Genomic DNA, 20,457 nt, shown 5'->3' on the forward strand with positions numbered 1-20,457 from the left:
CAGTACTAAGTGCCTTCGGCCTTTTCTTCCAGCATCAGCCATTCTTCCTCGGCGGCGGACAGTTTCTCCTGCCGCTCGACCAGCGCATCGGTTGCTTTCTGAAACTTGACCGGCTCGCGGGTAAACAGCTCCGGGTCGGACATCAGGTCTTCCAGCTTGGCAATCTCGGCCTCAAGGCGCGTGATCTCGGCCGGAAGCTTTTCCAACCGGTGCTTTTCCGAGAAGGACAGTCCCGATTTCGGCTTCGTCTCCTGCTTGACCTTTGCCCTTGAAGGCTTTGATTTTTCTTCTTTCTTATCGGTCACGTCGCCGCGTTGCGCGATGTAATCCGACCAGCCGCCAGCATAGACCGTGGCGCGCCCATTACCCTCCATCGCGATGGTAGTGGTGGCCACGCGATCAAGAAAGTCCCGGTCATGGCTGACCAGCAAAACCGTGCCATCATAGTCGTCCAGCAGTTCCTGCAACAGGTCCAGCGTCTCGACATCCAGATCGTTGGTCGGTTCGTCCAGCACCAGCAGATTCGATGATTTTGCCATCAGCTTCGCCAACAGCAATCGTGCTTTTTCCCCACCAGACAAAGACTTAACGGCTGCTCTCGCCTGCCGCTCGTCGAACAGAAATTCCTTGAGATAGCCAACCACATGCTTGGGCTGGCCGCCGACCATAACCTGATCAGCCTTGCCCGACACCCGCATGTCCGGATCACCGGTCAGGCTGTCCCACAAGGTCATTTCGGGATCAAGCTGCGCCCGTGTCTGATCGAAAACCGCGATCTCCAGATTGGTCCCCAGGTTGACCGCGCCCTCATCCGGCGCCTCTTGTCCCAGAAGCATCTTCAACAGCGTCGTCTTGCCCACACCATTGGGCCCGACAAAGGCCACACGATCACCGCGCTGAACCAGCAGATCGAAATTTCGCACGATCTGCGTATCCCCAAAGCTCTTGGCCAGCCCTTCGGCCACAATCACTTTTCGGCCGGATTTCGGTCCGGATTCCAATGACATGGCGGCAGCGCCCTGACGTTTGATCTGCGCTGCTTTCTCCGCCCGCAGCGCCTGCAAGGCACGCACACGACCCTGGTTGCGCTTGCGTCTGGCGCTGATGCCCTCAACTGCCCATTTCGCCTCGGACTTGATCAGCCGGTTCAGCTTGTGGCGTTGCTGGTCTTCCTCCTCCCAGACCTTGTCCCGCCACGCCTCGAACGCGTCAAACCCCTGTTCCTGCCGCCGCACCGACCCGCGATCAATCCACAAAGTCGCCCGCGTCAGTGCGCGCAAAAAGGCACGGTCATGCGAGATCAGGACAAAAGCCGCCCGCGCTGACCCCAGCTCGCGTTCAAGCCACCCAATCGCTTCGATATCCAGATGGTTGGTCGGCTCGTCCAGCAACATAAGATCCGGGGCCTCGGCCATCAGCTTGGCCAGCGCCGCCCGCCGCCGCTCGCCGCCCGAGGCGGTCTCAACCGCGCGTGACGGATCGAACTTCAACCCTTCACCGGCGCGTTCCACCTTGTACAGTTCGCCCGGCTCCAATCCGCTGGACGCGTAATCGCCCAGCGTTGCGAACCCTTCCATCGTCGGGTCCTGCTCCATGTACCCAACCGATTTTCCGGGCGGCACAACGATTTCGCCGTGATCAGGCTCGACCAGACCCGCCATCACTTTCATCAATGTGGATTTGCCTGATCCGTTGCGCCCGACAAGGGCCACCCGATCACCGGGCTGGACCACAAGATCAAGCCCGGAAAACACCGGATCACCCCCGAACGTCAGGGAAATACCGGACATCTGCAACAAAGGAATTCTCGCCATGCCCGCCAGCTAAACCGGCTGACGGGACGCGTCAACGCCCTCGCTTCACCTTTTCCAAAATACTCAAATCACCCGGCCACGGTTCGCAGCAAACGTTTGCGGCCCGGGGGTATCGCTCCGATCTCAAGCCCGGTAAACACATGCAACGTGTTCATGTGCCGGTCCACCACCGCATGATCGCTGACCCAGCCCCCCATCATCAGATAGGTCCGCAACAGTGGCGGCATACGCAGCATCGCCTTCCTCACATCCGGCCTGCGCCGCAGGCGCGCGGCAAAGCGGAAAACATCCGGTGCCTTGACCCGGGGCAACCAGCGCTTCGGTGCCAGATGGCCATGTTTGAGCATGGCGAATGCGTCCAGGTACTCGGCCGTCTCGGTGCCTGCAAAAGAGGAACAGCCAAACAGCATCCGGACCTCGTTCTCGTCCACATAGGTGGTCATGGCCCCCCACGCGACGCGCAGTATGTCGTGATCGAAACAGTCGGGATGTATGCAGAACCGCCCCATCTCAACCATCCGCCCGCTGATACCTTCAAGCGCCGAAAGGTCATAGAATTGCGAGGAATAGCTGCGCCCGATGTCAGTGCCGCTGTTCATTGTCAGCATGCGGAAGCAGCAAACCAATTGCCCGCTGCTTCGCACGTCTTCAACCAGTATATGCGCGCAGACCGGATCGAAATCGTCCTGATCGGTCCGCCCCGTTCCAAATGCCAGTGTCCGCAGTCGCTGCGCCGTCGCAACGTCCTGCGGCGATTGCGCAAGACGGGCGCGATACCGCCCCCTACCGAGCAAAAGTGCCATGGTCGCATCCTCCGCGGTTGCTGACCCGATTTCGACTTGCCGTATCGATACCATGCAATGTGTGACTGTCGTGTGACCATCGCTAGTTTTGGCGGAACTTTAGTTTGTTGCCCCCGGGATGTTGGCCGGGTTGAAGTTGCCGATGTTACCGATCAGCTGGCGAATAAGCCCCTGGTCCTCGATGTTGGATTCGGTGACGCGGCGCTCCAGCGGCACTACGATTCCATCCTCCAGGCCAAAACGTTCGATGTTTCGCACAACACCCCGCTGGTCGAAACTGATGGCCAGCAACTCTCGTGATACCACTTCGGGCTTCTTGGGGCCGTAAAACCGGACACGCGACGCCACATAGTAGTAACCCGAATCCCGAACTACACCGGTCGAGGTGGGCGCGCCGACCGCTTCGGCCACGCTGTCGCGGGTGTCTACGCCAACTTTGATTTCTGCCAGCTCTTCGGCCGGTGGAATATAGCCGTGGTTTTTGTAGGTCGCCGTACAGGCACCCAGGGTTGCCAGGCACGCAGCAAAGACAAGCGTCTTCGACGCCGGATTGAACCTGTTCACGATCTTCAACATCTGCACCCTCTTGCCTTGGCCTCTTGCGGCTTCTATCCGATTACAGAAACCGGTGCCTTGGTTCAACACAGGAAAGGGCCATGAAGTGAGCAACCATACATCTCTGCGGGTGGCCGACCTGCCGCAAAACACGCCGACGCCGTTTGATTTGCGCCCTGGCACCCAATCTTTGGCGGCGATCAAGGACGAACTTGGGCTGCTGGGGCTGCGCAAACTCAGCTTCAAGGGAGACGTGCGCGCGCAGGGAAAGCGAGACTGGGTGGTCAGCGGCAAGCTCGGCGCGACGGTCGTTCAGCCCTGTGTCGTCTCGCTGGATCCGGTGACAACCCGGATCGATATCCCGGTCACACGAGTATTTCTGGCCGACTGGAGCGACCCAGACGAAGAAGAGTTCGAAATTCCCGAAGGGGACGAAACCGAACCACTGGGTGCTGAAATCGATCCGCAAGCGATCATGATCGAGGCGCTGTCGCTGGCCCTGCCCCAATACCCGCGCAAGGACGGCGCGGAACTGGGGCAAGCTGACTATACCCAGGCGGGCAAACAGGCGATGACGGATAAGGACGTCAAGCCGTTTGCCGGACTGGCCGGTTTGCGCGATGCGATGAAAAAAGACGAGTGACACGAGGGCGATTTCCTGTCATAGCAGGCGCTCAGAAAAATCGCTTGAACATGACGAGAATCGCAGTATTTTCGCGCGCTCATCGGAATTTGGGTTGGACATTGCGGGGCTCGTCCCCTAAACGCGCGTCAAACCACGAGAAAACGAAGAATGAAACCCCGGCCACAGCGAATCTGTCGGCCCATAGTAGACAAAGGTTGAGACCATGGCCGTCCAACAGAACAAAGTTTCCAAGTCGCGTCGCAACAACCGCCGCGCACACGACGCTCTGGTTGCTGCAAACCCGAACGAATGCCCGAACTGCGGCGAGCTGAAGCGCCCGCACCACGTTTGTGCATCCTGCGGCCACTATGATGATCGCGAAGTCGTCGCACAAGCCGACGAAATCGATCTGGACGAAGACGCGGCCTAAGCCTGACAGGACGCAGGCCCAGGCATGACGGATCAGCCCACGCAAAACGACCGGATCATCATCTCGGTTGATGCTATGGGTGGTGATGCAGGGCCCGCTGCCGTTGTCGCGGGTATTGCCAAATCGGCAAGTAAGAACCCGGACATCGGATTTATCCTGCACGGGCCGGAAGAAGAGCTGCGCAGACTGGTTGCCAAACGGCGTGTCCTTGAAGGGCGCGTCGTTTTTCGTGATTGCCCGGACGTGGTCACGATGGAGGACAAACCCAGCCAGGTGGTGCGCAACGGCAAGCAGACCTCGATGTGGTCGACGCTGGAAGCGGTCCGCGAGGGCGATGCCCATGGCGCGGTGTCCTGCGGCAATACCGGCGCGCTGATGGCGTTGTCGATGATGCGCCTGCGCAAATTGCCCGGCGTGAACCGTCCGGCCATCGCCATTCTGTGGCCTTCGCGCAACCCGCAGGGTTTCAACGTGATGCTGGATGTCGGGGCGGATGTCCGCGCCGACGCAAAGGATCTGCTGCAATATGCACTGATGGGCGCATCCTACGCGCGCAATGGCATGGCGCTTGGCCGCCCCCGCATCGGCCTGCTGAACGTTGGGACCGAAGAACATAAAGGCCGCGCCGAACTGAAAGAAGCCCACACGATGATTACGGAATTCGCGGAGCAGGCGAATTTCGAGTTTGTGGGTTTCGTCGAAGGCAGTGATATCCCCGGCGACAAGGCGGATGTCATTGTAACCGATGGCTTTACCGGCAATGTCGCCATCAAGACCGGAGAAGGCACAGCCAGCCTGATTGGCGATCTGCTGCGCGAGGCGTTCAAGTATTCGCCCCTGTCCCGGCTGGCCTCGGTTCTTGCGATCACCTCGTTGCAACGTCTGAAGAAACGCATTGATCCTCGTCGTGTGAATGGCGGCGTGTTTCTGGGCCTGAACGGGACCGTCGTGAAATCGCATGGCGGGGCGGATGCCACGGGTGTCTCGGCGGCCGTCAAACTGGCGTTTACCCTGGCCGAGTCGGGTTTCGCTGAAAAATTGGCGGCACGGGTTGCATCCACAGCCGAGCTTGCACAAGATGCCGCGCATACTCCGCCCCAGGCGGAAGAATAACAAAAAAGGCAGTACCTACAAAATGGCAGGCCGTTCAGTTGTAGTTGGTATCGGGCATTATTTGCCGGAACGCGTGGTCCCGAACTCTGAATTCGAAAAAACGCTGGATACAACGGATGAGTGGATTCGAACCCGTTCCGGAATCGAACGCCGTCACTTTGCCGCCGATGATGAGACGACATCCGATCTGGCCATCAAGGCAGCAACTGCTGCGCTGGATGATGCCGGTCTGACCGCCGATGATATCGATGCCATTGTTCTGGCGACCTCGACCGCCGATCTGACCTTCCCGTCCGCTGCAACGATGGTGCAGGCCGGACTGGGCATGACCCGTGGTTTTGCTTTCGATGTGCAGGCTGTCTGCGCCGGGTTTGTTTTTGCGCTCGGCAATGCGAACGCATTGATCCTGGCGGGTCAGGCAAAGCGGGTTATGGTGATCGGCGCCGAGACGTTTTCGCGAATCATGGACTGGACCGACCGGTCGACCTGTGTGCTGTTCGGAGATGGCGCCGGTGCGCTGATACTTGAGGCACAGGAAGGTGAAGGCACGGCGCAGGACCGTGGAATTCTGGCGACCGACCTGAACTCGGACGGGCGCTACAAGGATCTGCTCTATGTCGATGGTGGTGTATCCACCCAATCGACCGGCCATTTGCGGATGCAAGGCAATCAGGTGTTCCGCCATGCCGTCGAAAAGCTGGCCGGAACAGCGAACACCGCGCTTGAGCGAGCCGGCCTTGGCAGTGCAGACGTGGACTGGATTGTTCCGCATCAGGCCAATATCCGCATCATTCAGGGCACGGCCAAGAAGATGGGATTGCCCATGGAAAATGTCGTTGTCACGGTTCAGGATCATGGGAACACATCTGCAGCCTCGATTCCCCTGGCCCTGTCGGTCGGCAAGAAGCGTGGCCAAATCAAACCCGGCGACCTGATCGTTACTGAAGCAATTGGCGGGGGTCTTGCCTGGGGTGCGGTAGTCCTGCGCTGGTAACAGGCGCAATTCGGCTTACATGTCCGCTTGCAATTCATTGATATTGACAGCGAATTTGCCCTACCCCTATGCTTTGTTATCAACAGGGGAAATGGCATGGGCGACAAAACACTGACCCGAATGGATCTGAGCGAGGCCGTCTTTCGTGAAGTTGGCCTTTCACGCAATGAAAGCGCGCAGCTGGTCGAAAGCGTGCTGAACCACATGTCCGACGCACTGGTACGTGGCGAACAGGTGAAGATTTCATCTTTCGGTACATTCAGCGTTCGCGACAAAACCGCCCGTATCGGCCGCAACCCCAAAACCGGTGAAGAGGTTCCCATTCAGCCGCGCCGCGTGCTGACTTTCCGTCCGTCGCATCTGATGAAAGATCGCGTCGCCGCAGGGAATCGCAAGTAAGTTCAGGGCGCCACGATTATGAGCAAGTCCCCCGACGCGTTTCGCACCATCAGTGAAGTTGCGGACTGGTTGGGCGTTCAGGCTCATGTTTTGCGGTTCTGGGAAAGCCGCTTCACGCAGGTCAAACCTGTCAAACGTGCTGGTGGCCGCAGGTATTACCGCCCCAATGACATGCGGCTGCTGGGTGGCATCAAGAAGCTTCTGCACGAAGATGGAACCACCATCAAAGGTGTTCAGCGTATCCTGCGCGAACAGGGTGTCGCGCATGTGGCCTCGCTGTCTCAGCCGCTCGAGGATGCGGCCGAGACGGATGTGATCACTCAGGACGACACCGTCGTTCCGTTCACCGCTCCCCCTGTCCCGCCATCCGGTCAGATTGATCTTGATCTGGGCGACGGCGATTCCGTTACCCCGGAAGTTTCGACCCGGCCCGAAGCGGCGGAAGCCCCGGCAACAAACGGCTCGGAAGCCGCTAGGCAGGCCGAACCTGAATATCTGGATGAGGCACCTTTGCTGGGCGGTATCGCATCGCAAGCCTGGAACAGGACCGAGTTCGATGAGGACCTGCTTAAGCAAATCGCCCCCGTCGCAAATGAACTGCGCGCACTGTTGAACAGAATAGAAAACCGATCGGCAGGATAAGAAAAAAGGCGATGATTTCCTCTTGCCCCTGCCGGGAAAGTCTTTATGAACACCTCAACGTCGGGCTATGGCGCAGCCTGGTAGCGCGTCCGTCTGGGGGACGGAAGGTCGCAGGTTCGAGTCCTGCTAGCCCGACCAAATCACACCGACGTTTAAGGCAGACAGGCCAGATCCCGCTCTGGCATCAGGGGGGATCGGAATGACAGGCGTATGCCCGAACCAGCAGATCGAGGCAATGATTGCGCGCGCTGAGATTACCGCCAACCCCGATGTCCTGCCGGCGCAGATTCAACCAGCGAGCCTGGATTTGCGTCTGGGAACAGTAGCTTACCGGGTGCGCGCTTCGTTCCTCGCGGGTGAAGGACGCACAGTCGCGGATCGTCTGGCCGAGTTCGAGATGCATCGGATCGACATCACCGACGGTGCCGTTCTGGAAAAAGGCTGCGTCTATCTGGTGCCGCTGATGGAGTCGCTGGCCCTGCCTGCCGACACCAGCGCCGTGGCCAACGCGAAAAGCTCGACCGGGCGGTTGGACCTGCTGACCCGAACCATCACCGACGAAGGCACGGAGTTCGACCGGGTTCCGAAGGGGTATTCCGGCCCGCTTTATGCTGAGATTTGCCCCCGGTCGTTCTCGGTTCTTGTTCGTCCGGGGATGCGCCTGAACCAGATCCGCTTCCGTCAGGGTCAGGCCGTGCTGAGCGACGCGGAGTTGACTGCACTGCACGCTGAATCGCCGCTGGTCGATGGCCCTGCGGTGATTCAGGACGGGCTGGGTTTCTCGGTCGATCTGCAATTGCCGGACACTGATCTGGTTGGGTATCGGGCCAAACCCCATACCGGCGTGATTGATCTGGATCGCATCGGTGAATATGATCCGCAGGATTACTGGGAAGAAGTGCGGACCCGAAATGGCTGCATCATCCTTGATCCGGGCGCATTCTACATCCTCGTCAGTCGCGAGGCGGTTCATATCCCACCTATGTACGCCGCTGAAATGGCCCCATACCTGGCGATGGTCGGAGAGTTTCGCGTGCACTATGCCGGCTTCTTCGACCCGGGTTTCGGCCATGCTGCTGCCGGTGGCGAAGGATCGCGCGGCGTTCTTGAAGTGCGTTGCCACGAAGCGCCCTTTGTTCTGGAACATGGACAGGTCGTCGGGCGTTTGGTGTACGAAAAGATGTCCGAGATGCCGACGCAGCTATACGGCGCTGGGATCGCCTCGAACTATCAGGGACAGGGGTTGAAACTGTCCAAGCATTTCAAAGCAGTCGGCTAACGGTCAGAACTTCATGAACCGGCGCATCTGCCTGGTCATGCGCTGAGCCTGTTTCATGCCCTGCGCCTGCCGATTGGCGCTTTCCTGCATGTGACGGTCGGCCTCCGGGTCGCGGGGCGCCTCATTTGTCTGCCCGGGCTTGCGGGTCATCCGGTCGGCCATGTCAAAGCTCATGTCCACGCCCCGCGTGACAAGCCGGCGCATGACCTGACGCACGATCATGTCGATGATCCGATTTGCATTCATTGCTCAACTCCGTTTTCTGCCCTTAACCTAGTCGATCCATGCGGCAACAAATGGGCGTCCTGCCTACTCGCCCTCGAACAGCTCCGTCTGCTCGTCGTCCGCCTCTTCTTCGCGCCCTTCACCCAGCGGGATCGTGCCCGGAGGGGGCCTGTTCTCGAGCAGACCGGCGGCGCGCAATTCCTTGAGGCCCGGCAGATCGCGGGCATTCTCAAGCCCGAAGTGATCCAGAAACTCCGGTGTCACCACAAATGTCACCGGCCGACCCGGTGTCATGCGGCGACGGCCCAGCCTGATCCATTCCATTTCCAGCAACTGGTCGATGGTTCCGCGTGATACCGAAACGCCGCGAATTTCCTCGATCTCGGCACGGGTACAGGGTTGGTGATAGGCCACAATGGCCAGCGTCTCAATCGCGGCACGGCTGAGTTTGCGGGTCTCGACCGTTTCCTTCTGCATCAGAAAACCCAGATCGGGCGCTGTGCGGATCGCCCAGGCTTCGCCCACCCGGACCACGCGCACGCCCCGCCCCTCATAACGTTTCTGCAACAATTCAACAGCTTGCGCGGCGTTGCTGCCATGAGGCATGCGCGCCTCAAGATCGGCGATGGTCACCGGCTCGGCGCTGGCGAAAAGCACGGCCTCGACCATACGTTCCTGTTCCGCCAGGGGCGGCGCTTCGAACAGTGTGCCGGTGCCTTCGTCTTCGGGCGCGTCAGTCACGAGTGTCAGTCCTCTTGCGCAGATGGATCGGGGCAAAGGTTTCGCTTTGCTTGATCTCCATATGTCCTTCTTTCACCAGTTCCAGCGAGGCTGCGAACGTCGCCGCCGTGGCAGAGCGCCGCCGCATCGGGTCGGCATTCCAGCCCTCGGGCAAATAGGTCTCCATATCTGTCCAGGTGCCCGCGAACCCTATCAGAGGACGCATCCGTTCAAGCGCCTGCTCCATGGTGAATACGGCGTCGCGGTCCATCACAAACGGGCGGAACTCGTCGCGGGTCCGGATGCGCGCATAGCCCTGCATCAGGTCCAGCAGCGTCGCTGAGTACGTCACGGTGCGGATACGGGTGACATCCTCGCCCTGACCGCGTTTGAAAAAGTCGCGCCCAAGCTGGTCGCGCGCCATCAGACGCGCGGCCGCGTCGCGCATGGCCTGCAGACGCTCCAACTGGAACGCCAGATGGGCGGCCAGTTCCTCGCCCGAAGGGCCTTCATCATCCGGGTCAGGGGGCAACAATAGACGGGATTTCAGAAACGCCAGCCAGGCGGCCATGACCAGATAATCGGCGGCCAGCTCGATCCGCAGCGCACGTGCTTTTTCGACAAAGGCCAGATATTGCTGCGCCAGCGCCAGAACCGAGATTTTCCGCAGATCGACCTTTTGCGTCCGTGACAGGGTCAGCAGCACATCCAACGGGCCTTCAAACCCGTCGACGTCAACGATCAGCGCCTCGGCTGCCAGCCGGTCCGCGACCGAGACCGGGTCTTCGCTGAAAAGGTTATCGTTCATACACCTGCCCGCCCATTAGGGCAGATAGTTCCGCCTCGGCAGCGGGGATGTCAAGTTCCCGAGGGGCTTTGCGCATCGCCAGCGCCCGTTCAGCGCGAGTTTGCGCCTGCCCGGTCATCTCTCCGGCGGCTTCAAGCACACTGGCGCGGGCTTCGAAAGACCCGTTGCAGTGCAGAACCACATCGCACCCTGCGGCCAGTGCCTGACCGGAAATTTCTTCGGGCGCGCCGCTGAGCGCCTTCATCGAGATATCGTCGGTCATGATCAGGCCATCAAAACCGATCTTGTCGCGGATCAACCCGATCATCGTCGGCGAAATCGTTGCCGGTTGTGGATCGATCCGGTCATAGACCAGATGCGCGGTCATCCCCATTGGCAGGTCGTTAAGGGCGCGAAACGGGGCAAAGTCGGCCTGTGCCAACTCGTCCTGAGCCAGATCCACATGCGGCAGGTCATGGTGGCTGTCCAAAGTCGAGAGACCATGCCCCGGCATATGCTTGATAACCGGCAGGACACCACCATCCAGATGCCCCTGCGCCACGGCATTGCCAATTTTCGAAACCGATGCAGGATCAGTGCCGTAGCAGCGGTTCTTCAGAAACGGGTGCGTTTCGTCCCGGGCCAGGTCAACCATCGGGGCGCAATTGCTGTCGATCCCCAACTCGAACAACTCATTCGCAATCAGACGATAGCGCAGGTACATGGCGCGTTCGGCCTGATCGCCAGCGCGGCTGGCGTGGTCCAGTGGGGACATCCATTCCCTGGCCAAAGGCGAGCGCAAGCGCTGAACCCGGCCGCCTTCCTGATCGATGGTGATGGGGCAGTTGCGGCCCACCGCCTCGCGGAAATCATCGCACAGGGCGCGGATTTGATCTGCGGTGTCGATGTTGCGGGCAAACAGAATGAACCCGAAGGGGTTCATCTGACGGAACAGGCTCTTTTCATCAGGCGTCAGACGCAGGCCTTCGGCATCGGTGATCGCGGCACCAAATGTCACCGTACTGCAACCGGGATGCAGTCAGCCCCCTGTGCCTGGAGCGCCGCGCAGAACTGACGCGAGTCGCTCAGATCGTCGAACCCCAGAACGCGCAGGCGATAGAATGTCCGGCCGCCACTTGAGGTTTTCTGGATAACCCTTTGCTTTCCATCCATATATTCATCAAATCGCCCACTCATCCGGCCCCATTCCGCCTGCGCGACTTCAACGCTTTCATAGGCCCCCAACTGGGCCATCCGGGTGCCCTTCGGCAGTGCATTCGGATCAACATCCAGCCCGACCGCCGCTTTGACGGCGGCATTGATTGCGGCCTCGGTCTGGCTGTCCGCAGGCACACCGCGATGCACCGCGCGCGCCGGTCTCACCACCGGACGCAGAGATCTGCGAACGCCGGGCAGAACCGCCAGTTCTGGATCCGGCAATTGTGCAGCCAGATCGGCCGGATCAATGGCGGGCTCGTCATCAAGCGTGGACAGCGAGGCCAATTGCACGCCTTCATCTTCCACCTGATCGGGACTGGCAGCTTCCTGGGCCAGCTCGGCAACCAGCGCGTCAACTGCGCCCTGCCGCAACCGCGCGGCCTCTTGATCCGAGATCGGCTCTTCGATGTGGTGAACGGCCTTTGTCGGCTTCAAGGTGCCCATCGGAGCATCCTCGTCCGCCAATGAAACCGGACGCGGTGCAAGGATCAGGCGATCAGCCGGCGCGGCGGCCGAGCCTTGCGCGGCAACTGCGTTCACGGCAAGCCCCTGGTGATCGGCGGGTGTTCCCCCCGGGTTTTCCGGCTGGATACGCATCGGTCCTTCGACAGCGCGCACCACCGGGACCCCGCTGACATCGCGCATGATCAGTTTGTAACCCCAGACAGCGACACCGGCGACCAGCGCCAGAGAGGCGACCGCACCAAGCACATTGACGATCCGGCCCAGTCCAACCGCACTGTGCGGGGCATCATAATCCTGCATGTCGTCGGAAAAATCATAGCCATCTTCGGGATGCGCTTGATTCGTGTAATGCATGTGCCCGGGGCCTGTCTGCCCCGAGTAATCGTAACTCGTCATTTCCGCCTCACCGCCCGATTGCGCCTTAATACGTGGCGCGCGGGTCATTTCTTGTCTGCCTCGATCCGGCGGTTCGGGCGGTGTTGGTTACCGCATCTCCTGCGCCGGAGTGACGCCAAGAATACCCAAGCCCGCTGAAATCACAACAGAAACGGCCCGGGCCAAAGCGATTTTCGACTGGCTTGTGGCAACATCGCCATCCTGGATAAAGCGCAGTTGGGTTTCGTCGTTGCCTTTGTTCCACAGCGCGTGGAAGTCGCCCGCAAGCTCGTACAGGTAGAATGCAACCCGGTGCGGCTCGTTGGTACGCGCGGCGATTTCCACCAAGCGCGGCCATTCGGCCAGTTTCTTGGCGACCGTCAGTTCAGAGGCATGGTCGTTCTTGCCCAAATCCGCCCCGGCAAGGGTCGCGTCATCCGTGGCAATCGCCGCCTCGGCTGCGCGGCGCAGCACGCTCATGACGCGGGCATGGGCGTACTGCACGTAGAACACGGGGTTCTCGCGGCTCTGTTCCAGCACCTTGTCGAAATCGAAATCCAACGGCGCGTCGTTCTTGCGGGTCAGCATCACAAAGCGGGTCACGTCTGGCCCAACCTGATCGACCACATCGCGCAGAGTGACAAAGTTCCCTGCCCGTTTTGACATCTTGAACGGCTCGCCATTCTTCCACAGTTTCACCAACTGGGTCAGCTTGATATCCAGCGGCACCTTGCCATCGGACAGCGCCGATACAGCCGCCTTCATCCGTTTGACATAGCCACCGTGGTCGGCACCGAACACATCGATCAACGCGTCAAAGCCGCGGCTAACCTTGTCATAGTGATAGGCGATGTCCGGGGCGAAATAAGTCCAGCTGCCGTCCGACTTTTTGACCGGACGGTCGACATCGTCGCCATGCTGGGTCGACTTGAACAGGGTCTGCTCGCGCGGTTCCCAATCCTCGGGCTTTTTGCCCTTGGGTGGTTCCAGCACACCTTCGTAGATCAGGCCCTTGTCGGTCAGCGATTGCAGCGCCGCCTCGATCCGGCCCGTGCCGTAGAGCGACTTTTCGGAGAAGAACACGTCCATTTCGACGCCCAGCGCCTTCAGATCGGCCCGGATCAGATCCATCATCGCATCGGTGGCAAAGTCGCGCAGCTCTTCCAGCCATTCGCTTTCCGGCTTATCGATCAGGCTGTCGCCGTATTTCTCTTTCAGCGCTTCACCGATCGGGATCAGGTAATCCCCGGGATACAGCCCTTCGGCGATCTCGGGGCTCAGTCCGTTGGCTTCGCGATAGCGTTCATAGGCAGACCGCGCCAGCACATCGACCTGCGCGCCGCCGTCGTTGATGTAATATTCACGCGTCACGTCATGACCCGAATATGCCAGCAAGCTTGCCAAAGCATCCCCGAACACCGCGCCCCGCGTATGGCCCACGTGCAGCGGACCGGTGGGGTTTGCGGACACGTATTCCACGTTCACTTTCTGCCCGTGACCCATGGTCGAACGGCCATAGTCTGTGCCCTTCTCAAGCACAGCAGCCAGAACACCCTGCCACACGGATGGCGCGAGCCGCAGGTTCAAAAAGCCCGGTCCGGCTACTTCGGCACTGGTGATCCGGTCATCCGCCGCCAGTTTCCCGGCCAGAACATCGGCAATGTCGCGCGGCTTCATCTTTGCTGGTTTCGCCAGCACCATCGCCGCGTTGGTCGCCATGTCGCCATGTGCGGCATCGCGCGGCGGTTCGACCGCCACGTTGTCAAAGCTCAACCCCTCGGGCAAAGCGCCTTCGGACTGCATCTGTGCCAGCGCGTCCAGAACGAGGCCGCGGATCTCGGAAAACAGGTTCATTTCGGATGTCCTTTTGCTTGCCCGGCGGTTTACCACGCAAAGCGGCAAGGTCAATGGAAGCGATCAGTTTAGGCTTGGTTTAGACGTGAACCGGGCTAATGTCGGCAAAAACCACCAACAGGAGTACCAATTATGCGCCTTGCCCTGCCCCTTGCCCTGCTGCTGACAACATCCCTGCCGGTTTGGGCGGATATGCCTTCGCCCCAAGACCACGTGTTGCTAACGCTGGGCGGTGCGGTATCGCAGACAAACCTGCCCGCGCGCAGCGAAAATGATGGCGGATTGCTGGGATACCTCGAGGTCCAGCACGATGGCGGCGCAGGCTTTGATGCCGCAATGCTGGATGCGCTGGAACAGACCGAGATTTCAATCACCTATGGCCGCGAAGGAAACAAGCGAGAGATTGCCTTTTCCGGGCCACTTCTGTCGGACGTGATGAAGATGGCGGGTGCGGAAGGCAAAACAGCAAGGCCCATGGCCATGGACGGCTATCAAGCCGAAATTGCGTGGGACAGCATCGCCGCCCACAAGCCCATTGTTGCGACCCACGCAGATGGCGCACCAATGGGGATCGGCGGATATGGCCCCACCATGATCGTATTCCCGCCCACCGATGACGCCGACCTAGCCCAGACACAATCCGGGCAACAGGTCTGGGCGCTGGCCTATATTGGGGTCGAGTAGTCAGTCCTTCGTAGCAGAAACACCGGTCAGCCTTGCGTGATCCTGCAAGGCGAACCGGTCCGTCATACCGGCGATATAGTCCGAGACTATGCGCGCCAACGCGGTTTCACTTTGGGCAGCTTCGATGTCCTCGTGCCAGCGCGCGGGCATCTGTTTCGGATCGCTCAGGTAGATGGGGAACAGGTCTTCAACAACTTGACCGACCTGGGCCCGCACTTTCATGACGCTGGGCGCGCGATACATGCGCGAAAACAAGAAGGCCCGGATTTCCCGGAGCCGCGCCCACAAGTCGTCCGAGAACCGCACAACCGGATAGCCAAGGTTGCGAATATCCTCGACCGATTGCGCGCCGGAAGCCGCAATCAGTTTGGTTGATGTGTCGATGACATCAGCGACCATAACACCAAAGACCCGCCGAAGCGCTTCATGCCGACGACGGTACGCGTCCAGACCCGGGTATTTTTGATCCACTTCCGAGTAGCAATCGCCGACGATAGGAAGTTGCAGGATTTCATCGTCCGAAAACAAACCTGCGCGCAAGCCATCCAGCAGGTCGTGGTTGTTATAGGCAATGTCATCCGACAGCGCAGCCACCTGAGCCTCGGCACTTGCATGGGTGTGCAGTTCAAGGTCGAAACCCTGATTGCATTCCGCCAGTGCCCACGGCAGGTCACCGACAACCGGGCCGTTGTGCTTTGCGATGCCTTCCAGACATTCCCAGGTCAGGTTGCAACCATCAAACTCGGCATAATGGCGCTCCAGCCTCGTGACGATCCGAATGGCTTGGGCGTTATGATCAAAGCCGCCATAGGGTTTCATCAAAGCGTGCAATGCGTCCTCGCCGGTGTGCCCGAAAGGTGTATGCCCCAGATCATGTGCCAGCGCGACGGCCTCGGTCAGTTCGGGGTTCAGCCGCAACGCGCCAGCAATCGTGCGCGCGACCTGAGCGACTTCGATGGAATGGGTCAGGCGCGTGCGATAGCTGTCACCCTCATGCTCGACAAACACCTGCGTCTTGTGCTTGAGGCGTCGAAACGCGCTGGCATGAATGATCCTGTCGCGGTCGCGCTGAAAGCATGACCGGAAACTGCTTTCCTCCTCGGGAACAAGCCGCCCCCTTGCGCGGCCCGGATCCGAGGCAAAACACGCTCGCTCCAATAGTCTTGTCCTTGTCGCCTGTCCTTGCAATTTCTATATTGTAAGGTAATGCGGAAATAAACCTTTGGAGCCCGGCATGAATCTGCCTCCGACAGTTACAGAACGCGCTTTTGATCGCCTAGCCGAAATCGGCGCGGCAGATCAGGGTCAGGCCCTGCGCGTTGCAGTGGAAGGCGGCGGATGTTCCGGTTTTCAATACGAAATCGCGCTGGACATCCCGAAAGAGGATGACCTTGTTCTGGAAGGAAAAGGCCAGAAGGTCATTGTGGACTCGGTCTCGTTGCCGTTTCTTGAAAATGCGGTGATCGATTTCTCGCAGGAACTGATCGGGGCGCGGTTTGTGGTTGATAATCCCAATGCCACGTCCTCCTGTGGCTGCGGCACATCTTTCTCAATGTAGCGACTCAAATGGGGGCTCTACCCCCACCCCGGGAAAGACCCGCCCCCCCCCAAGGCGTTTGCAAACAAAAGAAGCATGGTCCCTGCTCTTCTTCTGTTCAAAAGAACCTCGAACGGCGAAGCCGAGCCCCGCGAATCCGTCCATGATCTTGCCGCCGTGCCTTTTCTGGGCGATAGGTTGCTCAAAGCCACGGAGGACCGCGCATGAAAATCGCCACATTCAACATCAATGGCATCAAGGCGCGGGCCGAAGCGCTGCCCCGGTGGCTGGACGATGCGCAACCGGATGTGGTGCTTCTTCAGGAGATCAAATCGGTAGACGAGGATTTCCCACGGGAAATGTTCGAAGAGCGGGGATACAACGTCGAGACCCACGGCCAGAAAAGTTTCAATGGCGTGGCCATCCTTTCCAAGTTGCCGCTTGAGGACGTGACCCGCGGATTGCCGGGCGATGATGCAGATGAACAGGCACGCTGGATCGAGGCGACTGTCGTCGGCAAAAAGGCCCTGCGCATTTGCGGTTTGTATCTGCCGAACGGCAATCCCGCTCCGGGACCGAAATACGATTACAAACTGGCGTGGATGGACCGACTTTATGAGCGGGCCAAAGATCTGCTGGCCAGTGAAGAGCCCGCCTTGATGGCCGGTGACTACAACATCATCCCTCAGGCCGAAGATGCCAAACGTCCGGACGCCTGGCGCGACGACGCCCTGTTTCGCCCGGACAGCCGTGCGGCGTTTCGCAAGATCCTGAACCTTGGGTTTACCGAGGCCTTTCGGGCACGCACGCAGGGGCCGGGCCACTATTCATTCTGGGATTATCAGGCCGGAGCCTGGAACAAGAATGACGGCATTCGCATTGATCATTTTCTGCTGACCCCGCAAGCGGCCGACCTGATGCGCGATTGCCGGATCGATGCCGAGGTTCGCGGACAGGAAAAACCATCCGACCACGTTCCGGTCTGGGTCGATTTCGATCTGTAAGTCGTCACGCCGTGGCGTCGTAGCTGTAGATCCACTCATACCGCCGCCCCAGTCGCGGCCCCATCGCGGTCAGTGCCATCTGTGCTGCTACGCGCATCGGCCCGCGCAGATGAAAGTTGCGCGCATTGGCAGTTGCCGTTTCGACTACCTGTCTGGCGCGCGCAGCGCGCGCGGTTTCATAATTGCCAAGCGCATCCGCCAGACCGTCGGCCTGAAACGAACGCGCCAGTATCAGTGCATCTTCCAGTGCGAGACAGGCGCCCTGCGCCATGAACGGAAGCGTCGGATGGGCGGCATCCCCCAGCAAGGCAATGCGTCCATTCTGCCATTTCCGTGCAACCGGCCGAAGGTGAAGCGCCCAGACAAAAGTCTCTTGCACTTCGCCCAGAATCTCACGCACTTTTCCGCCAAAATCCGAGAACCGTTGGCGCAATTCCTCCGGATCACCCGCAAGGCGCCAGTCTTCCTGTTGCCAGTCTGATCGTTCCTCGATCGCGACAATGTTCATAAGGCTCTGATCCCGCAGGGGATAAGTCACGACATGCTGCCCCGGCCCCATCGTCAAATGCGCCTTGGGTGCGCTCAGCTCGACACTCCAGGGGATTGTCGCGCGCCAGGCAACCTGATGGGAAAAACCTGGTATCTCTTCTCCGTTCAGATAGGGACGAATGGCGCTGCGGCCGCCATCTGCCGCGATCAGACAATCGACCGTCAGCAGATCACCGTTCGCCATCCGGATCTCGACATTGTCGTCGTCTTCCCGGATGTCCTGAACTTGGCTGTTCAAACGGATTTCCACGCCGGCCGCCTGGGCGGAGTTCAGCAGCAATTCAATCAGGTCCGCCCGGTGATAGTAATAAGTGGGACCTGCCGAAGGTTCCCGTATTCGGCTGATGAAGCGGCCGGTTTTGTAATCACGTAAAACCGTTCCATAGGACCGCTGGCCAGCTTCGATGGCACCACTCACCGCACCCAATGCTTTCAGCACCACCATGCCGTTGGCACTGATCTGCAACCCGGCCCCGACCTCGCTGATGTCACTGGCCTGTTCAAGGACCACCACATCAGCCCCGGTCTGACGCAATGCGGAGGCGGCGGCAAGGCCGCCGATTCCGGCGCCCACAACCGCGATTTTCAAACCCTGAGTATTCATGAATCAGACTTACCGCACAAAAAACGCCGGAGCCAATGGCCCCGGCGTTTTTGAATTGCAATATTCCGGCGGTTAATCGTCGCGGTGGACTTTTTCACGGCGCTCGTGACGCTCTTGCGCCTCAAGCGTCATGGTCGCAATCGGACGCGCATCCAGTCGCTTGAGCGAGATCGGATCGCCCGTCATCTCGCAATACCCGTATTCGCCCTCGTCAATCCGGCGCAGCGCCGAGTCGATCTTGGCCACCAGCTTGCGCTGACGATCACGGGTACGCAGTTCCAGCGCGCGGTCGGTTTCCTCGCTTGCGCGGTCTGCGACATCCGGGATGTTACGCGTGTTGCCCTGCAACCCTTCGATGGTATCGCGGCTGCCTGCCAATAGTTCATTCTTCCAATCGGTCAGCTTGCGTCGAAAATATTCAAGCTGGCGGTCGTTCATGAACGGTTCATCTTCGGCCGGTCGATAATCTTCCGGCAGAAAAACTTCCTGTTTCATTTGTGCTCCCTCGGTACGGCCAGAAACGTCGGTCGCGGTCGTTTCACCTGACATTTGGCACCCCCTCTGCGCAGCATTTATCCGACGGCGCAGGGAATGTCACTACACAAAACCCGGACTGCTGCGCCGTCATCATGTCAGTATCTAATAATGATACTTTGCAAGGGAGAACCTTGTTTTTCTGTGGAGTTTTCCGGGCCTTTTCCGGGCAGTTTGTTAACAGCGCAACTTTAGGATGAGGGCGAATCAATTCCCTGGCCTTCCCGGGCTGCAATTTTGCCTGCACGGACGCAGCGGCGCGGGTTGTCAAACCCGCCCGCCCTCTGTACCCCAAGGGGCGCAAATTCCGCCCATGACGGGCACGATACGACACGGGGGCCCAATGACCACACGTTTCCAAGGTACAGCCGAATATGTTGCCACAGACGACCTCAATATCGCCGTCAATGCCGCTGTGACCCTTGAACGCCCGTTGCTGGTCAAAGGTGAGCCCGGTACTGGCAAGACCGAACTGGCAAAGCAGGTGGCCGGTGCGCTGGGTCTGAGAATGATCGAATGGAACATAAAGTCGACCACGCGCGCGCAACAGGGTCTGTATGAATACGATGCCGTCAGCCGCCTGCGCGACAGCCAGCTGGGCGAAGAGCGTGTGCACGACGTGTCAAACTACATCCGCAAGGGCAAGCTGTGGCAGGCATTCGAGACGGACGAAAAGGTCGTTCTGCTGATCGATGAGATCGACAAGGCCGATATCGAGTTTCCAAACGACCTGCTGCAGGAGCTCGACAAGATGGAGTTCCATGTCTACGAGACCGGAGAGACCATCCGCGCCAAAAACCGGCCGATCGTAATCATTACCTCGAACAACGAAAAAGAACTGCCCGACGCATTCCTGCGCCGCTGCTTCTTCCACTACATCCGCTTTCCGGATGAGGCCACGATGCGCCGGATCGTCGACGTGCACCACCCAGGCATCAAGGACGCGCTGCTGACCACGGCCCTGACCCAGTTCTACGAAATCCGCGAAACTCAGGGGTTGAAGAAAAAACCTTCGACCTCGGAAGTGCTGGACTGGCTCAAGCTGCTTCTGGCCGAGGATCTGACAGCCGAAGACCTGAAGCGTGATGGTGTCAACGCTCTGCCCAAGCTGCATGGCGCACTGCTTAAGAACGAGCAGGACGTGCATTTGTTCGAACGCCTTGCTTTCATGGCGCGCAGCAAGCGGTAATTCCGCCGATCTGGCTGAACATCGGGTGATCGCGGGTTGCCTTGGGTCCGACCGGGTG

At 59.5% G+C, this 20,457-nt stretch carries 23 protein-coding genes and 1 tRNA gene; 12 read left to right on the forward strand and 12 right to left on the reverse strand.

The window, feature by feature from the left end:
* Window positions 1–5: 5 nt before the first annotated feature.
* The 3 genes from ACR0CG_RS01020 to ACR0CG_RS01030 form a co-directional block, all read right to left on the reverse strand.
* Window positions 6–1,814 carry an ABC-F family ATP-binding cassette domain-containing protein gene (locus ACR0CG_RS01020; protein ID WP_480522446.1) on the reverse strand — a complete coding sequence of 603 codons (1,809 nt, stop codon included), beginning with the start codon at window positions 1,812–1,814 and terminating at the stop codon, window positions 6–8.
* Window positions 1,815–1,882: 68 nt separating this feature from the next.
* Window positions 1,883–2,617: a GNAT family N-acetyltransferase gene (locus ACR0CG_RS01025; RefSeq protein WP_480522447.1), complete on the reverse strand. Its 735-nt coding sequence runs from the start codon at window positions 2,615–2,617 to the stop codon at window positions 1,883–1,885.
* A gap of 99 nt (window positions 2,618–2,716) precedes the next feature.
* Window positions 2,717–3,193: an outer membrane protein assembly factor BamE gene (locus ACR0CG_RS01030; protein WP_170610518.1), complete on the reverse strand. Its 477-nt coding sequence runs from the start codon at window positions 3,191–3,193 to the stop codon at window positions 2,717–2,719.
* An 85-nt stretch (window positions 3,194–3,278) separates the two neighbouring features.
* Between ACR0CG_RS01030 and ACR0CG_RS01035 the strand changes: the two genes are divergently transcribed.
* The 8 genes from ACR0CG_RS01035 (at window position 3,279) to ACR0CG_RS01070 (ending at window position 8,654) form a co-directional block, all read left to right on the forward strand.
* A complete protein-coding gene (locus tag ACR0CG_RS01035; protein ID WP_480522448.1) occupies window positions 3,279–3,815 on the forward strand; it encodes a YceD family protein in 537 nt (178 codons plus the stop codon).
* A gap of 205 nt (window positions 3,816–4,020) precedes the next feature.
* Entirely contained in the window at window positions 4,021–4,227 is a 207-nt protein-coding gene (rpmF, locus tag ACR0CG_RS01040; RefSeq protein WP_008756996.1) for a 50S ribosomal protein L32, read from the forward strand.
* Between the two features lie 24 nt (window positions 4,228–4,251).
* Window positions 4,252–5,340, forward strand: coding sequence for a phosphate acyltransferase PlsX (gene plsX / locus ACR0CG_RS01045; protein WP_170610513.1), 1,089 nt, complete (start codon window positions 4,252–4,254; stop codon window positions 5,338–5,340).
* Window positions 5,341–5,362: 22 nt separating this feature from the next.
* A complete protein-coding gene (locus ACR0CG_RS01050) occupies window positions 5,363–6,334 on the forward strand; it encodes a beta-ketoacyl-ACP synthase III (RefSeq protein ID WP_170610510.1) in 972 nt (323 codons plus the stop codon).
* A gap of 96 nt (window positions 6,335–6,430) precedes the next feature.
* Window positions 6,431–6,733: an integration host factor subunit alpha gene (ihfA, locus tag ACR0CG_RS01055; RefSeq protein ID WP_008755922.1), complete on the forward strand. Its 303-nt coding sequence runs from the start codon at window positions 6,431–6,433 to the stop codon at window positions 6,731–6,733.
* 18 nt (window positions 6,734–6,751) lie between these two features.
* A complete protein-coding gene (locus tag ACR0CG_RS01060; protein WP_480522449.1) occupies window positions 6,752–7,375 on the forward strand; it encodes a MerR family transcriptional regulator in 624 nt (207 codons plus the stop codon).
* Window positions 7,376–7,436: 61 nt separating this feature from the next.
* Window positions 7,437–7,513 (forward strand) — tRNA-Pro (locus ACR0CG_RS01065).
* A 61-nt stretch (window positions 7,514–7,574) separates the two neighbouring features.
* Window positions 7,575–8,654, forward strand: coding sequence for a 2'-deoxycytidine 5'-triphosphate deaminase (locus ACR0CG_RS01070; protein ID WP_480522450.1), 1,080 nt, complete (start codon window positions 7,575–7,577; stop codon window positions 8,652–8,654).
* A gap of 3 nt (window positions 8,655–8,657) precedes the next feature.
* Here ACR0CG_RS01070 and ACR0CG_RS01075 read toward each other — a convergent pair whose 3' ends face one another.
* The 6 genes from ACR0CG_RS01075 to argS all read right to left on the reverse strand — a co-directional run bounded on the left by ACR0CG_RS01075 (window position 8,658) and on the right by argS (window position 14,298).
* Window positions 8,658–8,900, reverse strand: a complete 243-nt coding sequence (locus ACR0CG_RS01075) for a hypothetical protein (protein WP_480522451.1) — start codon at window positions 8,898–8,900, stop codon at window positions 8,658–8,660.
* 63 nt (window positions 8,901–8,963) lie between these two features.
* On the reverse strand, window positions 8,964–9,620 hold the full coding sequence (scpB, locus tag ACR0CG_RS01080) for an SMC-Scp complex subunit ScpB (protein ID WP_170610498.1): 657 nt from the start codon (window positions 9,618–9,620) through the stop codon (window positions 8,964–8,966).
* Window positions 9,613–10,407 (reverse strand): segregation and condensation protein A, encoded by a 795-nt coding sequence (locus tag ACR0CG_RS01085; protein WP_170677493.1) that lies wholly within the window; start codon window positions 10,405–10,407, stop codon window positions 9,613–9,615. The genes scpB and ACR0CG_RS01085 overlap by 8 nt, the downstream gene beginning before the upstream one ends.
* A complete protein-coding gene (nagZ, locus tag ACR0CG_RS01090) occupies window positions 10,397–11,404 on the reverse strand; it encodes a beta-N-acetylhexosaminidase (protein ID WP_480522452.1) in 1,008 nt (335 codons plus the stop codon). Before nagZ ends, ACR0CG_RS01085 begins: the two co-directional genes overlap by 11 nt.
* Window positions 11,401–12,513, reverse strand: coding sequence for an SPOR domain-containing protein (locus tag ACR0CG_RS01095; protein WP_480522453.1), 1,113 nt, complete (start codon window positions 12,511–12,513; stop codon window positions 11,401–11,403). The genes nagZ and ACR0CG_RS01095 overlap by 4 nt, the downstream gene beginning before the upstream one ends.
* Before the next feature lie 39 nt (window positions 12,514–12,552).
* Window positions 12,553–14,298 carry an arginine--tRNA ligase gene (gene argS, locus ACR0CG_RS01100; protein ID WP_480522454.1) on the reverse strand — a complete coding sequence of 582 codons (1,746 nt, stop codon included), beginning with the start codon at window positions 14,296–14,298 and terminating at the stop codon, window positions 12,553–12,555.
* Between the two features lie 132 nt (window positions 14,299–14,430).
* On the opposite strand from argS, the gene ACR0CG_RS01105 reads away from it, so the two are divergent.
* The gene (locus tag ACR0CG_RS01105) at window positions 14,431–14,982 is read left to right on the forward strand and encodes a putative pterin-binding protein (protein WP_480522455.1); all 552 of its coding nucleotides are present in this window, start codon (window positions 14,431–14,433) and stop codon (window positions 14,980–14,982) included.
* Here ACR0CG_RS01105 and ACR0CG_RS01110 read toward each other — a convergent pair whose 3' ends face one another.
* Window positions 14,983–16,140, reverse strand: a complete 1,158-nt coding sequence (locus ACR0CG_RS01110) for a deoxyguanosinetriphosphate triphosphohydrolase (RefSeq protein ID WP_480522456.1) — start codon at window positions 16,138–16,140, stop codon at window positions 14,983–14,985.
* Between the two features lie 76 nt (window positions 16,141–16,216).
* Here ACR0CG_RS01110 and ACR0CG_RS01115 point away from each other — a divergent pair, with 76 nt between their 5' ends.
* Together ACR0CG_RS01115 and xth are read left to right on the forward strand one after the other, a co-directional pair.
* Window positions 16,217–16,540 (forward strand): HesB/IscA family protein, encoded by a 324-nt coding sequence (locus ACR0CG_RS01115; protein WP_480522457.1) that lies wholly within the window; start codon window positions 16,217–16,219, stop codon window positions 16,538–16,540.
* Between the two features lie 203 nt (window positions 16,541–16,743).
* Complete coding sequence (gene xth, locus ACR0CG_RS01120) at window positions 16,744–17,523, forward strand: exodeoxyribonuclease III (protein WP_480522458.1); 780 nt, start codon at window positions 16,744–16,746, stop codon at window positions 17,521–17,523.
* A 4-nt stretch (window positions 17,524–17,527) separates the two neighbouring features.
* Here the strand turns inward: xth and ACR0CG_RS01125 are convergent, their stop codons facing one another.
* A complete protein-coding gene (locus ACR0CG_RS01125) occupies window positions 17,528–18,676 on the reverse strand; it encodes an FAD-dependent monooxygenase (RefSeq protein WP_480522459.1) in 1,149 nt (382 codons plus the stop codon).
* A gap of 72 nt (window positions 18,677–18,748) precedes the next feature.
* A complete protein-coding gene (gene dksA, locus ACR0CG_RS01130) occupies window positions 18,749–19,171 on the reverse strand; it encodes an RNA polymerase-binding protein DksA (RefSeq protein ID WP_170610471.1) in 423 nt (140 codons plus the stop codon).
* Between the two features lie 382 nt (window positions 19,172–19,553).
* Between dksA and ACR0CG_RS01135 the strand changes: the two genes are divergently transcribed.
* Window positions 19,554–20,399 (forward strand): AAA family ATPase, encoded by an 846-nt coding sequence (locus tag ACR0CG_RS01135; protein WP_170610468.1) that lies wholly within the window; start codon window positions 19,554–19,556, stop codon window positions 20,397–20,399.
* Window positions 20,400–20,457: the final 58 nt, after the last annotated feature.

It is taken from the genome of Ruegeria sp. AB8 (assembly GCF_056542605.1).

Excerpts from the sequence above, each read along its gene's own strand:
- ACR0CG_RS01020 (WP_480522446.1), bottom strand. The coding sequence starts at position 1,814 with ATGGCGAGAATTCCTTTGTTGCAGATGTCCGGTATTTCCCTGACGTTC.
- ACR0CG_RS01025 (WP_480522447.1), bottom strand. The coding sequence starts at position 2,617 with ATGGCACTTTTGCTCGGTAGGGGGCGGTATCGCGCCCGTCTTGCGCAA.
- ACR0CG_RS01030 (WP_170610518.1), bottom strand. The coding sequence starts at position 3,193 with ATGTTGAAGATCGTGAACAGGTTCAATCCGGCGTCGAAGACGCTTGTC.
- rpmF (WP_008756996.1), top strand. The coding sequence starts at position 4,021 with ATGGCCGTCCAACAGAACAAAGTTTCCAAGTCGCGTCGCAACAACCGC.
- plsX (WP_170610513.1), top strand. The coding sequence starts at position 4,252 with ATGACGGATCAGCCCACGCAAAACGACCGGATCATCATCTCGGTTGAT.
- ACR0CG_RS01050 (WP_170610510.1), top strand. The coding sequence starts at position 5,363 with ATGGCAGGCCGTTCAGTTGTAGTTGGTATCGGGCATTATTTGCCGGAA.
- ihfA (WP_008755922.1), top strand. The coding sequence starts at position 6,431 with ATGGGCGACAAAACACTGACCCGAATGGATCTGAGCGAGGCCGTCTTT.
- ACR0CG_RS01060 (WP_480522449.1), top strand. The coding sequence starts at position 6,752 with ATGAGCAAGTCCCCCGACGCGTTTCGCACCATCAGTGAAGTTGCGGAC.
- ACR0CG_RS01070 (WP_480522450.1), top strand. The coding sequence starts at position 7,575 with ATGACAGGCGTATGCCCGAACCAGCAGATCGAGGCAATGATTGCGCGC.
- ACR0CG_RS01075 (WP_480522451.1), bottom strand. The coding sequence starts at position 8,900 with ATGAATGCAAATCGGATCATCGACATGATCGTGCGTCAGGTCATGCGC.
- ACR0CG_RS01085 (WP_170677493.1), bottom strand. The coding sequence starts at position 10,407 with ATGAACGATAACCTTTTCAGCGAAGACCCGGTCTCGGTCGCGGACCGG.
- ACR0CG_RS01095 (WP_480522453.1), bottom strand. The coding sequence starts at position 12,513 with ATGACCCGCGCGCCACGTATTAAGGCGCAATCGGGCGGTGAGGCGGAA.
- argS (WP_480522454.1), bottom strand. The coding sequence starts at position 14,298 with ATGAACCTGTTTTCCGAGATCCGCGGCCTCGTTCTGGACGCGCTGGCA.
- ACR0CG_RS01105 (WP_480522455.1), top strand. The coding sequence starts at position 14,431 with ATGCGCCTTGCCCTGCCCCTTGCCCTGCTGCTGACAACATCCCTGCCG.
- ACR0CG_RS01115 (WP_480522457.1), top strand. The coding sequence starts at position 16,217 with ATGAATCTGCCTCCGACAGTTACAGAACGCGCTTTTGATCGCCTAGCC.
- xth (WP_480522458.1), top strand. The coding sequence starts at position 16,744 with ATGAAAATCGCCACATTCAACATCAATGGCATCAAGGCGCGGGCCGAA.
- ACR0CG_RS01125 (WP_480522459.1), bottom strand. The coding sequence starts at position 18,676 with ATGAATACTCAGGGTTTGAAAATCGCGGTTGTGGGCGCCGGAATCGGC.
- dksA (WP_170610471.1), bottom strand. The coding sequence starts at position 19,171 with ATGAAACAGGAAGTTTTTCTGCCGGAAGATTATCGACCGGCCGAAGAT.
- ACR0CG_RS01135 (WP_170610468.1), top strand. The coding sequence starts at position 19,554 with ATGACCACACGTTTCCAAGGTACAGCCGAATATGTTGCCACAGACGAC.